This window comes from Mycobacterium sp. IDUB_9, from assembly GCF_055419505.1.
Map to the genome: position 1 here is coordinate 1518878 of NZ_JBVAXU010000001.1, position 13566 is coordinate 1532443.

The 13566-nt window shown below is 67.3% G+C and carries 13 protein-coding genes and 2 pseudogenes; 6 read left to right on the top strand and 9 right to left on the bottom strand.

Features of this window, described 5'->3' with window-relative positions; genetic code table 11:
- Window positions 1-38: 38 nt before the first annotated feature.
- Window positions 39-1028: pseudogene (locus ACZY08_RS07365) on the top strand (MinD/ParA family ATP-binding protein); the annotation flags it as partial.
- A 6-nt stretch (window positions 1029-1034) separates the two neighbouring features.
- Here ACZY08_RS07365 and ACZY08_RS07370 read toward each other — a convergent pair.
- Window positions 1035-1799: a class I SAM-dependent methyltransferase gene (locus ACZY08_RS07370; protein ID WP_463743885.1), complete on the bottom strand. Its 765-nt coding sequence runs from the start codon at window positions 1797-1799 to the stop codon at window positions 1035-1037.
- 101 nt (window positions 1800-1900) lie between these two features.
- Here ACZY08_RS07370 and glpK point away from each other — a divergent pair, with 101 nt between their 5' ends.
- Window positions 1901-3367, top strand: coding sequence for a glycerol kinase GlpK (gene glpK, locus ACZY08_RS07375; protein ID WP_463744183.1), 1467 nt, complete (start codon window positions 1901-1903; stop codon window positions 3365-3367).
- A 1-nt stretch (window position 3368) separates the two neighbouring features.
- Here glpK and ACZY08_RS07380 read toward each other — a convergent pair whose 3' ends face one another.
- From ACZY08_RS07380 to ACZY08_RS07390, 3 genes are all read right to left on the bottom strand, one after another.
- Complete coding sequence (locus tag ACZY08_RS07380) at window positions 3369-4049, bottom strand: hypothetical protein (protein ID WP_463743886.1); 681 nt, start codon at window positions 4047-4049, stop codon at window positions 3369-3371.
- Between the two features lie 19 nt (window positions 4050-4068).
- Window positions 4069-4800 (bottom strand): PadR family transcriptional regulator, encoded by a 732-nt coding sequence (locus tag ACZY08_RS07385; RefSeq protein ID WP_463743887.1) that lies wholly within the window; start codon window positions 4798-4800, stop codon window positions 4069-4071.
- Window positions 4801-4870: 70 nt separating this feature from the next.
- Window positions 4871-5389, bottom strand: coding sequence for a PadR family transcriptional regulator (locus ACZY08_RS07390; protein WP_463743888.1), 519 nt, complete (start codon window positions 5387-5389; stop codon window positions 4871-4873).
- A 59-nt stretch (window positions 5390-5448) separates the two neighbouring features.
- On the opposite strand from ACZY08_RS07390, the gene ACZY08_RS07395 reads away from it, so the two are divergent.
- From ACZY08_RS07395 to ACZY08_RS07405, 3 genes and pseudogenes are all read left to right on the top strand, one after another.
- Window positions 5449-6759, top strand: a complete 1311-nt coding sequence (locus tag ACZY08_RS07395) for a carotenoid oxygenase family protein (protein ID WP_463743889.1) — start codon at window positions 5449-5451, stop codon at window positions 6757-6759.
- Between the two features lie 9 nt (window positions 6760-6768).
- Window positions 6769-7051: pseudogene (locus ACZY08_RS07400) on the top strand (hypothetical protein).
- Between the two features lie 9 nt (window positions 7052-7060).
- Complete coding sequence (locus ACZY08_RS07405; protein WP_463743890.1) at window positions 7061-8212, top strand: cation:proton antiporter; 1152 nt, start codon at window positions 7061-7063, stop codon at window positions 8210-8212.
- Between the two features lie 65 nt (window positions 8213-8277).
- On the opposite strand, the gene ACZY08_RS07410 is transcribed toward ACZY08_RS07405, so the two are convergent.
- Complete coding sequence (locus tag ACZY08_RS07410) at window positions 8278-9204, bottom strand: AraC family transcriptional regulator (RefSeq protein ID WP_463743891.1); 927 nt, start codon at window positions 9202-9204, stop codon at window positions 8278-8280.
- 16 nt (window positions 9205-9220) lie between these two features.
- Entirely contained in the window at window positions 9221-9973 is a 753-nt protein-coding gene (locus ACZY08_RS07415; protein ID WP_463743892.1) for a class I SAM-dependent methyltransferase, read from the bottom strand.
- Between the two features lie 97 nt (window positions 9974-10070).
- Here ACZY08_RS07415 and ACZY08_RS07420 point away from each other — a divergent pair, with 97 nt between their 5' ends.
- Window positions 10071-10550, top strand: coding sequence for an anthrone oxygenase family protein (locus ACZY08_RS07420; protein ID WP_463743893.1), 480 nt, complete (start codon window positions 10071-10073; stop codon window positions 10548-10550).
- Here ACZY08_RS07420 and lfrA read toward each other — a convergent pair.
- Genes lfrA through ACZY08_RS07435 form a run of 3 tightly spaced genes read right to left on the bottom strand, consistent with a single transcriptional unit; the run spans window position 10541 to window position 13551 of the window.
- Window positions 10541-12067 (bottom strand): efflux MFS transporter LfrA, encoded by a 1527-nt coding sequence (gene lfrA, locus ACZY08_RS07425; protein WP_463743894.1) that lies wholly within the window; start codon window positions 12065-12067, stop codon window positions 10541-10543. The two genes, ACZY08_RS07420 and lfrA, sit on opposite strands and share 10 nt — an antisense overlap.
- A gap of 25 nt (window positions 12068-12092) precedes the next feature.
- The gene (locus tag ACZY08_RS07430; protein WP_463743895.1) at window positions 12093-12668 is read right to left on the bottom strand and encodes a TetR/AcrR family transcriptional regulator; all 576 of its coding nucleotides are present in this window, start codon (window positions 12666-12668) and stop codon (window positions 12093-12095) included.
- A gap of 52 nt (window positions 12669-12720) precedes the next feature.
- Complete coding sequence (locus ACZY08_RS07435; RefSeq protein ID WP_463743896.1) at window positions 12721-13551, bottom strand: RDD family protein; 831 nt, start codon at window positions 13549-13551, stop codon at window positions 12721-12723.
- Window positions 13552-13566: the final 15 nt, after the last annotated feature.

The window sequence follows — 13566 nt, forward strand, 5'->3', positions numbered from 1 at the left end:
TGACCGACAGCGACGACGAGCGGTTGAGCGTCGGGCCCCCGGAGCCGACTCCGTTCACGTCCATCAAGCCGCGGACCGCAGATGGACAGCGCCCGTCCGTGGTGCCCAGCAACGGCGAACTCGGCCTCATCCGTGCCGCGCCCACGCCGAAGTCAGGTTGGCGCAAGGCCGTCTACCGGGCCACCGGTATGAATCCCGGTGTCTCCGAACAGGAGTCGGCCCACAAGACGCTCATGGATCGGGTCAACCAGCCGGTGGTGGGCGGGCCGTTCAACATCGCCCTGCTGTCCCAGAAGGGCGGGGTCGGCAAGACCACCACCACCGTCGGGTTGGGGGCCACACTGGCCGCGACCCGCGGTGATCGCGTGATCGCGGTGGACGCCAACCCGGACTTCGGGACGCTCGCCCAGCGCGGACCCAACGAATGCCATTCCACCGTGCGCGACGTGCTCCTCGACGACGGCATATCGCGGTACTCCGACATCCGCCGCCACACCTCCCAGAGCACCAGCCGCCTGGAGATCCTGGCCTCCGAGCGCGACCCGGCCACCTCGGAGGCGTTCTCGGAGCACGACTATCGCGGCGTGCTGAGTGTCTTGCAGCGCTTCTACAACATCATCCTGACCGACTGTGGCACCGGACTGGTGCACTCGGCGATGGCGGGAGTGCTCGATGTGGCGGACGCGATCGTGATCGTGGCATCGCCTGCCATCGACTCCGCGCGTAGCGCCCTGGCGACGTTGGATTGGCTTGAGCGCAACGGCTATTCACACCTGGTGCCGAAGGCGGTGGTGGTGGTCAGTGCCTCGCGACCCGGTGCCCTGGGGCTCGACATGGGGCAGCTGTCCAACCATTTCCTGCCCAGGGTGCGGGCCCTGCACGTGATTCCGTTCGACGATCACCTCGCCGAAGGTGCCGAGGTGGACCTCGGTTTCCTCAGCCGGCCCACCCGGCAGGCGTTCCTGGAACTGGCCTCCACCGTCGCCGACCTGTTCTCGGTGGCGCCACAGGTCCAGAGGCGCGCCTGACGGGATTCACCGGCCGCGTCTGGCAATGACGATCTGAGGCTGGTTCAGCCCGCTACGCAGCGTGAGCTCGATCGACGGGTCGGCGTGCCGCGCCAGGCTGCGCAATGCCGATGGGCTGTAGCTGCGCAGTGAGCTGATGACGCCGTCGTGCGCGAACGGAAGCAGCACCGCCGCCGGGAGCATCGTCGCCAGGCGCAACAGGTGCAGTGGAGCCGGCGGCCGGGGGAGGTCGATGATCAGCAGCGTGTCGGCGACCCGGGTGCCCTCGGCGAACACCCGCGCGGCCTGCACCGGGTGCAGATGGTGGAACGAGAGCGCGAACAGGACCAGGTCGTAACTGTCGTCGGCGGCGTCGATCGCGGTGGCGTCCAGCTGGCGGACCTCGGCCCGGGGATGGTTGCCGAGATCGCTCGCGGCGATGCGGGCCACCGATTCCGCGTCGAGGTCGGTGACGGTGACCCGCGCCGACGGGTGATCGGCCAGCAGTTGACGCGACACCCCGCCGTGCCCGGCACCCAACTCCAGGATTCGTGGATCGGGCACATCAGCGACCAGGTCGAGCGCGATCGCGGCAAAGCGCTGATGGTTCTTGAAGAACCGTCCGGTCCAGTCCAGGGCCCCGATCACCTGATGCTTGACCGAAACGCTGACGTCGTCGCGGTCGAGGTACTCCAGCCGGTCGGTCTCGAGCAGGCGGTCCAAACACGAGGCGCGGAACCCGCCCCGTGGCATCCGGTCGATATCTGGGGGGTCGGGAGCCATGTAAGCCATGATGGACGTTTCGGAGGGCAGAAGCGACAGCGACCCGGGAAAGGGGCACAGTGGCCGACTTCGTAGCTGCGATCGACCAGGGCACCACCAGCACCCGGTGCATGATCTTCGATCATGCCGGTGCCGAGGTGGGCCGCCATCAGCTCGAGCACCAGCAGATCCTGCCCCGGGCCGGGTGGGTGGAACACAACCCGGTCGAGATCTGGGAACGCACCTCTGCGGCGATCATGACCGCACTGAACAAGACCAACCTGGTGTCCGGAGACCTTGCCGCACTGGGCATCACCAACCAGCGGGAGACCACGCTCGTCTGGAACCGCCACACCGGCCGGCCGTACCACAACGCCATCGTCTGGCAGGACACCCGCACCGACCGCATCGCGGCCGCGCTGGACCGAGACGGCCGCGGGGACGTGATCCGGCGCAAGGCCGGGTTACCGCCCGCGACGTACTTCTCGGGCGGCAAGATTCAGTGGATCCTCGACAACGTCGACGGGGTGCGGCGCGATGCGGAGAACGGCGACGCGATCTTCGGAACGTCCGACACGTGGGTGACCTGGAACCTCACCGGCGGCTACCGCGGTGGCGTGCACGTCACCGACGTCACCAACGCCAGCCGCACCATGTTGATGAACCTGGAGACCCTGGACTGGGACGATGAACTGTTGTCCTTCTTCTCCATTCCGCGGCAGATGATGCCCGAGATCAAGCCGTCGTCGTACCCGGCCTCGTTCGGGATCACCCGGGACAACGGCCCGCTGGCCGGGCAGGTGCCGGTGACGGGAATTCTGGGCGACCAGCAGGCCGCCATGGTGGGCCAGGTGTGCCTGGAACCGGGGGAGGCCAAGAACACTTACGGCACAGGAAATTTCCTGCTGCTCAATACGGGCGAGAAGATCGTGCGGTCGGAGAACGGACTGCTCACCACGGTGTGCTACCAGTTCGGTGACTCGAAACCTGTTTACGCCCTTGAGGGTTCGATTGCGGTGACCGGGTCCGCAGTGCAGTGGCTGCGTGATCAGTTGGGCATCATCAGCGGGGCGGCGCAGAGCGAGGCACTGGCCAGGCAGGTCGCGGACAACGGCGGCGTCTACTTCGTCCCCGCCTTCTCCGGGCTGTTCGCCCCGTACTGGCGCTCGGACGCCCGGGGCGTGATCGTCGGGCTGTCCCGCTTCAACACCAACGCCCACCTGGCGCGGGCCACTCTGGAGGCGATCTGTTATCAGAGCCGCGACGTGGTAGAGGCCATGGAAGCCGATTCCGGTGTGCACCTTGAGGTTTTGAAGGTCGACGGCGGCATCACCGCCAATGCGCTGTGCATGCAGATCCAGGCCGACGTGCTGGGAGTCGACGTGATCAAACCCGTGGTGGCCGAGACCACGGCGCTGGGCGCGGCATATGCGGCCGGGCTCGCGGTGGGATTCTGGGCGAGCCCCGACGATCTACGGGCCAACTGGCAGGAAGGTCAGCGCTGGAGCCCTCAGTGGGATGACGCGCAGCGCTCCGGGGGTTACGCCGGTTGGCGCAAAGCCGTTGAGCGCACCCTGGACTGGGTCGAGATCGACTGACCTACTGCCGCTGACACTTGGCGATGATCGCGTTGAGCTCGTCGAAATACTGCGTGCCGAGAATTGCGTGCGTGGCCTTGTCTTTGTTGCGGACGGCGTCGGTGATCTGCCCGGCGAGCTCGCCTATCCGGTGGGCGTGCTGCGCGGTCTCGCCGTCGGTCACCTGGTCGGCCGCCTCACGGATCAGTTTCGACCAGTTCTCGTAGTCACCCACCGTCGGACCCTGATTGGTGTCGAACGCAGGCATGACCGCGCCGGAGCTCGCGCGGGTGTAATCCACCAGTAGCTGGGCTTGCCGGCAGCCCTTGTTTCCGGTGTACGTCAGTGCGGTCACTCCCACGATCACCAGGACCGCGCACGCGGCCGCGGCGGTCGCGATCGCAATGTTGCGGGGCTCGGCATCGGGGACGCGTCGCCGCCACATCACATGGGCGACGATGACGGCACCCACGCCGACCACCGCCATGATGATGGCTTCCCGCAGGTCGCCGGTGCCGACACCGGACGCCGAGCCGACGGCCCCCATCGTCGCGGCGGCGGCGAGCAGGACCAGAAGCCACTGCCAGATGCCGCGCCGGCGCTCGTAGGCGTCGACATCACGGAATTGAAGTCCGATGACCGCGCCGGCCGCGGTCAGAACTGCGACGACGGCCGGCGCGATGATTGTGACGAGGCTGCTCACACAGGCAGCCTACGGGCCGCTACTCCTCGCCGAGGACCTGGTAGACCTCGCGGCGGGCGTTGTTGACGATGTCGAGGATGCGCTTTTGCTGGTCCTCGCTGGCGGTGAAGCTCGACTGCCCGACGGCGGCCATCAACTGGCCGAGCGCGCCGCGGAGGTTCATCGCAGCCGGGTCGGCGTCTTCGGTGATCTGTTCCCAGGGTGGTGTTTCGATGGCGGCCGCGGCCTGACGCCCTTCGTCGGTCAGCTCGAAAGTCTTCTTGCTGCCCTCGGTTTCGGTCGGGGCGATCAGGCCTTCGTCTACCAGCAGTTGCAGGGTGGGGTACACCGAGCCCGGGCTGGGCTTCCACAGGTTGTGGCTGCGGGCGGCGATCTCCTGGGTCATCTCATAGCCGTGCATGGGCCGTTCGGCCAGCAGGGTCAGGATGGCTGCGCGGACATCGCCGCGTCGACCGCGTCGACCGCCACGTCCGCGGTGCCCGCCGAACGGTCCGCCCAGGGGGCCGCCAAGGGGTCCGCCGAGGGGGCCGGGCCCGAATCCGAAGCCGAGCCCTCGCCCGCCGCGCGGGTCGAAGCCGAATCCGGTCTGGCAGCTGGCGTCGACGCCCTCACGGGCGGCCTCTGCCTGGGCGCGCATCTGTTGGCGCATGTCGCGGCGTGCGGCACGGGCCTGGTGGAACATGAGGCGCGCTTCTTCGCGGCCGAGGGGTACGAAGCCGAAGCCGCCGGGTGAATTGAATGCGTTGGTCATTGGGATAGGTCCTTCGTTGTCGTGGAGGAGCGCTGTCAGCGCTTCCGATGCGTCAACGATATATCGGGATCTATCGGTTGTCGAGTGTCTTCTTGAGCCAATGTGCCCACTCGGCTTGCATCCTGTTGAAGCGCAGGCCGTACTCCAGGGCTGCGTGCCCGTACCGGTCCTCGTCGGTGTCGGCCCAGGAAATGGCTGCTTCCAGTTCTCTGAGCCGTGTCACTTCGGATTCGGACTGGGCGGCCAGTGTGGCGAGATGGTCGAGCGCCTGGTCGCGGGGCAATTCTCCGAGCAGGAACACCCGTAGCAGTCCGGCGCTGCGCTCGGGCGGATCGTCGGCCGGGTTGGTGATCCAGCGCCTCAGTTCGGTGCGGCCGGCCGGGGTGACGCGGTACTCCTTGCGGCCGCGCGGACCGATGGCCGAGACCTCGATGAGGCCGGATTCGGCCAGCTTGTTGAGCTCGCCGTACAGCTGGCTCTGGGTGGCGGGCCAGACGTTCGCCATCGATTTCTCGAACCGCCTGAGCAGGTCGTACCCGCTGCCGGGGTGCTGTGCCAACAGGCCAAGTGCCGCCATGCGCAGACTCATGCCCGCGAGTCTACATTTCACTATTGACATGTCAGTTATGGAATGTCACCGTGGGGTGCATGACTTCAGCCCTGCCCATCGGCGAACGCGACTTTTTCCGGCGCGGCAACTACGCTCCCGTCGCCGACGAACTCACCGAACACGACCTGCCCGTCGAAGGCGCCATTCCCGCCGAACTCGAGGGCTGGTACCTGCGCAACGGGCCCAACCCGCGTCAGGCAGGAGAGCACTGGTTCACCGGCGACGGCATGATCCACGGCATTCGCATCGAGAAGGGCGCGGCCAAGTGGTACCGCAACCGCTGGGTCCGGACCGACAGCTTCATCAAGGACTTCCCGCTGTACAACCAGGACGGCACCCGCAACCTGCGCTCCGCCGTCGCCAACACCCACGTGGTCAATCACGCGGGGAAGACCCTGGCGCTCGTGGAATCCTCACTGCCCTACGAGATCACCAATGACCTGGAAACCGTGGGCGCCTACGACTTCGGCGGCAAGCTCGTCGACTCGATGACGGCGCATCCCAAGATCTGCCCGACGACCGGCGAGCTGCATTTCTTCGGCTACGGCAGCATCTTCGAGCCCTACGTCACCTATCACCGTGCCGACGCCGACGGTGCACTGACGATCAGCCAGCCGATAGACGTCAAGGCGCACACCATGATGCACGACTTCGCGATGACCGCGGACCACGTCGTCTTCATGGACCTGCCGGTGGTGTTCGACCTCGACATCGCGGTCAAGGGTGAAGGTGACATGCCCTACCGCTGGAGCGATGACTACGGCGCCCGGTTCGGCGTACTGCGCCGGGACGATCCCGCCGCACTGATCCGGTGGTTCGACATCGATCCGTGTTACGTGTTCCACGTCGTCAATGCCCACGACGAGGGTAATTCGATTGTGCTGCAAGCAGTTCGCTACCCCGAGCTGTGGCGAAACGACGGCGGGTTCGACGTCGAGGGAGTGTTGTGGGAATGGCGGATCGACCTGAACGCCGGGACGGTGCGCGAACGCCCGCTCGACGACCGCGGGGTGGAGTTCCCGCGCATAGACGATCGGCTGGCGGGTCTGCCTGCGCGGTACGCGGTCTCCGTCGCGGCCAACGCCTGGATCCGTTACGACCTGACCACCGGCGCAGGCGTGCGGCACGAACTCGGATCCGGCGGACCGGGGGAAGCCGTGTTCGTCCCCGGCGCGGGTCCGGCCGACGAGAGCAACGGGTGGTACCTGGGCTACGTCTACAACCCCGAGCGGGACGGCAGTGATCTCGTGATTCTGGATGCATCGGACTTCAGCGGAAAGCCCGTCGCCACCATCAAACTGCCGCGCCGAGTGCCCTACGGGTTCCACGGGAACTGGATCAGCGCCTAATCTGGGCCAATGGCCGTGAAGTGGCTCGATTCTCCCGAGGAGCACGACTATGACGCCGCCGCCGACTATCTCAGCCTGATCGCCGAGACCGCTGCCGTGACGGACACGGTGGCGGCTCTGCAGACGGCGGAGGTGGTGTACCGCAAGGCGAAAGACATCCTGCGAGCCGCGCGGCCAGGCGGTCGGCGGTGTGCTGTTGCAGATCGCCGACGGCTATCACCGGGTGTGCGCGAGCTATGTCACCGACGAGAACACCCCGATACCGTGCCATCTGGTTTCCTGGCAGGTATGACGGGCTGAGGTGGCAGGGTTCGGGTTCGACACACTGGCGCTGGTCGCGGTCATCGGCCTGACCGGACCGGCGCTGGCGACCGTGCCGCGGTTGCGCATCCCCGTGGTGATCGGTGAGTTGATGGCTGGGATCGTAGTTGGCAGAACCGGATTCGGAATCGTCGATTACAGTGACCCGACGTTCACCCTGCTGGCCAACATCGGCTTCGCCTTGGTGATGTTTGTCGTCGGCACCCATGTCCCGGTGCGCGACAGGACGCTGCGTACCGCGATCCCCGGGGCGCTCCTGCGGGCTGTCTTCGTCGGTGTGGTGGCCGCGGTGCTCGGCGTCGTGATCGCGCGCGCGTTCGGCACCGGGCACGCGGCGCTGTACGCCGTGGTCATGGCGTCCTCGTCGGCAGCCCTGGCGCTGCCCGTCATCGACGGGCTACGGCTGGAGGGACCACCCGTGCTGTCCGTCACCGCGCAGATCGCCATCGCCGACACCGCATCGATCATGTTGCTGCCGTTGGTGATCGACATCCAGCGAGCCCCCCGTGCCGCCATGGGGGCGCTGGCCATCGCGGGCTGTGCGGGCGCGCTCTTCCTCGTATTGCGGGCCGGGTATGCGCGGGGTCTGCGTCGCCGCGTGCACCACTACTCAGCGAAGCACAAGTTCGCGCTCGAGCTTCGGTTCAGCCTGATCTTCCTGTTCGGACTTTCGGCGGTCGCGTTGACCACCCACGTCTCGATCATGCTCGCCGGATTCGCGCTGGGCCTGGTGGTGTCGGCGATCGGGGAGCCCCGCCGGCTGGCCAGGCAGTTGTTCGGTATCACCGACGGGTTCTTCGGCCCGTTGTTCTTCGTCTGGCTCGGCGCCTCGCTGCAGGTGCGCGAACTCGGTGACCATCCCGAATTCATCGCGCTCGGCGTGGCATTGGGCCTCGGCGCGGTCCTCGCACACTGCGCTGGCCGGCTGTTCGGCCAGCCGGTGACACTCGCGGTGTTCTCAGCTGCCCAGCTCGGCGTCCCGGTCGCGGCCGCCACTCTGGGCACCGAGCAGCACCTGTTGGCGCCAGGCGAGCCCGCGGCCCTGATGCTCGGCGCGCTGCTGACCATCGCGACCACGTCGATCGCCGGCGCGGTGGCGGCCCGGGCCAATCGGCCTGCAGCTCCTAGTTGATCCCGCCAGAGTGACGCCAGGGTCGCTGCGCGTCGCAAATCGCGACCGTAGCGTCACTTTCGCGATCAAACCGCCCGATGCTCGTTCGGGCTGACTCCGTACGAGCGCTTGAACGCGCTGCTCAACGCGAAAGGTGTGGAGTAGCCGACCTGTCGGGCGACGGCGGCGATCGTGGACTCGCTGCCCCGCAGCAGGTCGGCCGCCAATGCCAGGCGCCAACCGGTGAGGAACGCGATAGGCGGTTCACCGACCTGATCGGCGAACCGACGCGCGAACACCGCACGCGAACAACCCACTGCCGCAGCGAGATCGGACACCGTCCAGGGATGCGCCGGGTTGTTGTAGATCAGCTTGAGCGCAGGCCCGACGACGGCATCCTGTTCGGCCTGCCACCAGCGCGGTGCATTGCCGTCCCGGTCGAACCAGGTGCGCAGGACCGCGATCAGCAGCAGGTCGAGCAGTCGATCCAGATAGGCCTCCTGCCCGGACCCGTCGCGGCCGGCCTCGGCCGACAGCAGATCGATCAGCGGGGTGTCCCACTCTTCGGCGCGCAACACCAGTACCGCAGGCAGCGCGTCGAGGAGGCGGGCGCTGACCTCGCTGCGGCCTTCGTAGGCGCAGACGATCGACTCCGCGGCCCCCTCGACGCTGTTGCCCCAGCTGCGTAGCCCGAGCGACATCTCGAAATGCAGATCCTCCCCGGACAGCGTGGTGCACTGCTGTCCGGGATTGATGATCACGCTGGGCGGCGTGGCCGGATCGTCGGCGAAGACGTAGTTCTCGGTGCCGCGGGTCACCGCGACGTCGCCGGGGCCGAGCCGGAACATGCCGCTGTGCTCGCCGACGATGACGGCGTCGCCGCGCGTCTGGCAGATCAGAGCCAGCGGGGCTTCGTCGCGGATGGCGAGTGACCACGGCGAATCCATGCGGAGCCGCAACACGAATGCGCCCCGTGCGCGTACGCCGTCGAGCAATCCGACCAGGGCGTCCACCCCGGTAGGGTAACGCTCAGTCCGGCTTTCGCGCCTCGATCAGATGCCGCGATGAGTGCGCGACGAACGATCCGTCGGCCTCGATCTGCTGGTGCAGCGCGGCGAGCCTGTCACGATGGGCCGCGACGGTGAAGCCGGGCACGATCCAGATGACCTTGCGCAGGAAATACACCACCGCGCCGATGTCGAAGAACTCCATACGCAGCCGCTCGGCACGCAGGTCGACGATGTCGAGGCCGGCGTCGCGCGCGGCGGCACATTCGACGTCGGGATCACGGGCCCGACGGGCCTGTGGCTGCGGGCCGAGGAAGAACTCGGTGAGCTCGAAAACGCTTGCCGGGCCGACGTGTTGGGCGAAGTAGGTGCCGCCGGGGCGCAGTACGCGCGCGATCTCGTCCCACCACACGGTGGCCGGATGCCGGCTGAGGATCAGCTCGAACGCCGCATCGGCGAACGGCAGCGGCGGCTCGTCGGGATCGGCGACCACGACGACTCCGCGCGGGCCGAGCAGCCGGGTCGCGCGGTCCAGGTTGGGCGGCCAGGATTCGGTGGCCGCCATGGTCGGTGGGAACGCCGCCGCACCGGCGAGCACCTCACCGCCGCCGGTCTGGATGTCCAGCGCCGAGGACACGGTCGTCAAACGACGGCTCATCAAACGCTGATAGCCCCACGTCGGCCGGGCCTCGGTAGCCCGACCCCGCAGCCACGAGAAGTCCCAGCCGTCCACGGATGCCGCATCCGCTTCGGCCACCAACTCGTCGAACGTCATGGACTCATCTTGACACCCGGGTAGTGCGAGACGATCACGTATGGAATCGGGAGTCTCGGCCATGGAACGTCTCGAATCGACGCCGTTGACTGAAACCATGACCAGCACCCCCGTCGTCGTACTCACCGCAGCTGCCGCTCTCGGAAGTGCCGCCGCCGGCGGAATCTTCTACGCGTTCTCCACCTTCGTGATGCGCGGCCTCGACCGCACCGGGCCGGCCGCCGCGATCGCCGCTATGCGCGGTATGAACGCCGAAGCCAACACCAACGCGCCGTTCCTGCTGTTCCTGCTGGGCTCCGCGCTGCTCTCGTTGACCGTCGGCGTGATCGCGGTGGCCCAGATCGGCCGCCCGGGCAGTTGGTACCTACTGGCCGGTGCGGTCTTCGGGGTCCTCGGCATGGTGGTCACCATGGCGTTCAACGTGCCGCTCAACAACCACCTCGACCAGGTCGACCTGGCGGATGCGGCCGCCGAATGGGAGTCCTACTTCGCGACCTGGACGGCGTGGAACCATGTCCGCACCGCCACCGGGTTCGTCGGTTCGGCGCTGATGTTGGCTGGGCTTGCCTACCGCTGAGCCTGCTTGCGGAACGCAGCCGTGACGATCCCGGCAGCGGCCAGCGCGAGCGTTGCCGCGATGATCGCTGTCGGTGCGATGCCGGAGTCGAACGCCGTGCGGGCCGAATCCATCAGCACGTCAGCGGTCTTGGCGGGCAACTCGGCGGCCACCGACACCGCCCCGCCGATGCTCTCACCGGCATCGGCCGCCTGCTCCGAACTCAAGCCGGCCGGTAGCGCAATGTTGTTGCGGTAGAACGCAGTGAAGATGGTGCCGAGCGTGGCGGTGCCGATCACGGCACCCAGCTCGTAGGCGGTCTCCGAGACTGCCGACGCGGCACCGGCTTTGGCGGCCGGCACCGAGGCGACGATGGTGTCGTTGGACACTGTCTGCGAGATGCCGACACCGAGCTCGAGCACGATGAACGAGACGATGATCGCCATCACCGTCAGGTCGTGCCGGAACGTCAGGATCATCAGGAAGCCGAGCGCGACGAAAATCAATCCGGTGGTCATCAACGCCTGCGGGGAGAACCGCTTGGCAGCCTGCACCACCCCGATACCGGCGACCATCGACACCAGGGCGCCGGGCAGAGTCACCAGGCCGGCCGCCAACGGGGACAGGCCGAGCACCAACTGAAGATGCTGCGAGATGAAGAAGATGAAGCCGATCAACCCCACGATGGACAGGAAGTTCGCCAGGATCGACGAGCTGAACGGTGCGTAGGAGAACAACCCGAGGTCGAGCATCGGTGTGGCACTTCGCTTCTGGCGACGCACAAACAGCACGCCCGACGCGACACCCACCACAAGGGCCAACCCGACCAACAATGACAGCCCGTCGTGGGCAGCGGTCTTGATCGCCCACACGATCGGCAGCATGGCGGTGAAGGACAGCGCCACGCTGACCAGGTCCAGCGGACCCGGATTGGGGTCACGGGATTCCGGGATCAGCTTCGGCCCCAGGATCAGCAGCGGCAGCAGGATCGGCACTGCCACGAGAAACACCGAACCCCAATGGAAATGCTGTAGCAAGGCGCCGCCGACGATGGGGCCGAGGGTCGATCCGGCGGTGAAGCAGGACGCCCAGATCGCGATCGCCAGCCGGCGTGCGGAGGCCTCGGTGAAGATGTTGCGGATCAGCGACAGCGTGGAGGGCATCAACATGGCGCCGAACACGCCCAGCACCGCGCGGGCCAGCACCAGGTACTGCGCGCTCGGTGCGAAGGCGGCCGCCACCGACACCACCGCGAAACCGGTGGCGCCGATCAACAGCATCCGGCGCCGGCCCAGCCGGTCGCCGAGGCTGCCCATGGCGACCAGCAGTGCGGCCAGCACCAGCGAGTAGACGTCGACGATCCACAGTTGAGTGGATGCCGCGGGCCGGAAATCCTCGGCGATCGCCGGGAGGGCGAACGCCAGCACGGTGTTGTCGACCGCGATCAGGAGTACCGGCAGCGCCAGTACGGCGAGTGCCAGCCAGGCGCGTTTGGGCGTTGAGTTCACCGACGGTGAGCCGTCGAGGCAGGTGGACATGCGGGGAGCTCCAAGGAAGTTTCGTTCAGCCGCGCGGGAGACGGATGGTGCCCGCGGTCAGGCTGGTCATGATGGCGTCGACGATTTGATGGCGGGGGGTGCCGTCCTGCTTGGCGGCTTCGTAGCCGGCGTCCAGCAGGGCCCAGAACACCCGCCGTGCCCATCCTGGGGGATATTCGGGCCTGTCGACAGAGGCCCGGTTGAGCACCTCGACGATCGCCTCGTCGCCGGTGTCCAGGTAGGCCGCCAGTTCGGGATCGGCCAGGATCGTCGGCTCGCTGTAGACGAAGATCACGATGGGGCCCAGGTCGAGTTGGCTTTCCACGACGCGGCGCAGTGCCGCATCGGCCGGACCGTGAGTGGGATCCGCGCGGTCGATCGCCGCGTTGCTGAGCTCGTGGACATGCCGAGCCAGGGCGCACAGCAGATCGGAGCGTTCCGGGTAGTAGCGGTGCACGGTGCTGCGGCCGACGTCGGCGGCGGTGGCGATATCGCTGAGGGAAGCCGACGGGTTGTCGGCCAGGACCGTCATGGCGGCATCGAGAATCGCCTTGCGGGTGCGCTCACGCGGGCCGCTGTGCGTCGACGCCGAATTGGTCATGAATCAAAATGTAGCACATTTGGGCCAAAATGGGACACATGTGTCCCACTATCTAGCCGGGAGGGGCGAATCCGCTGGTGGGAGGCGACGGATAGGTCGGGTACTGCGAGGGATAGGGCATCGGTTGGGCCTGCGGCATCAGCCGGGCAAGGGCTCGACGGTGCCGCTCGGCCAGCACCGCGGCCAGCACGTATTCGACCGGCGCGCCCGGTGGCGGCGGGGGTGAGATGCGCGAGGCCACCTCGGCGAAGATCCGGTGTCCCATCTCATGGCGTATCCGCGGATCGAGTTGGGCCGAGCGGGACAGGAACTGCCTGGCCAGTTCGGCCTGCTCGGGGCCGAGCCCCGACAGTTCCAGCGAGCCGGCCCACCAGGCCAGCGCCGGCGGCATGACCGGCGGTGGGTTCAGCCTGGGCCCGCGCTCGCTGATCACCACGGTCCCGGCGAAGATGTCGCCGAGGCGTTTGCCCTTGGCAGACACCAGGCTGCAGATCACCGCGGGTCCACCGGTGAGCATCCAGATCTCGATGAATCCGGCCAGGCCGCGAAACAGGGCCTGGCGGAAACGTTCCGGGCCGCCGTCGTCGGCCACCACCCGAAGGCCCAAGGCCATCTTGCCCAGCGACCGGCCACGGGTCGCGGTCTCCATCACCACCGGATACCCCACCAGGGTCAGCACCGTGAAAATGATCAGGATGGCCGCCGACAGCGCGTCGTCGAGCTGACTCAGAGTTATCGACCACAGCACGAGCCCCGTCACATAGCCGACGGCGATCACCAGAATGTCGATCAATGCGGCCAGCGTGCGCACCGGCAACTGGGCGATCGCCACGTCGAGGACGACGGCGTCCCCGGTCACCACCGGCGCGGGCTGCCAAACCATACCGACACACGCTAC

What these genes read in the sequence shown, in the direction of transcription:
- ACZY08_RS07395 (WP_463743889.1), top strand. Translation starts at nt 5,449, where the DNA reads ATGACTTCAGCCCTGCCCATCGGCGAACGCGACTTTTTCCGGCGCGGC.
- glpK (WP_463744183.1), top strand. Translation starts at nt 1,901, where the DNA reads ATGATCTTCGATCATGCCGGTGCCGAGGTGGGCCGCCATCAGCTCGAG.
- ACZY08_RS07435 (WP_463743896.1), bottom strand. Translation starts at nt 13,551, where the DNA reads ATGGTTTGGCAGCCCGCGCCGGTGGTGACCGGGGACGCCGTCGTCCTC.
- lfrA (WP_463743894.1), bottom strand. Translation starts at nt 12,067, where the DNA reads ATGTCCACCTGCCTCGACGGCTCACCGTCGGTGAACTCAACGCCCAAA.
- ACZY08_RS07420 (WP_463743893.1), top strand. Translation starts at nt 10,071, where the DNA reads ATGACCAGCACCCCCGTCGTCGTACTCACCGCAGCTGCCGCTCTCGGA.
- ACZY08_RS07430 (WP_463743895.1), bottom strand. Translation starts at nt 12,668, where the DNA reads ATGACCAATTCGGCGTCGACGCACAGCGGCCCGCGTGAGCGCACCCGC.
- ACZY08_RS07385 (WP_463743887.1), bottom strand. Translation starts at nt 4,800, where the DNA reads ATGACCAACGCATTCAATTCACCCGGCGGCTTCGGCTTCGTACCCCTC.
- ACZY08_RS07415 (WP_463743892.1), bottom strand. Translation starts at nt 9,973, where the DNA reads ATGACGTTCGACGAGTTGGTGGCCGAAGCGGATGCGGCATCCGTGGAC.
- ACZY08_RS07370 (WP_463743885.1), bottom strand. Translation starts at nt 1,799, where the DNA reads ATGGCTTACATGGCTCCCGACCCCCCAGATATCGACCGGATGCCACGG.
- ACZY08_RS07390 (WP_463743888.1), bottom strand. Translation starts at nt 5,389, where the DNA reads ATGAGTCTGCGCATGGCGGCACTTGGCCTGTTGGCACAGCACCCCGGC.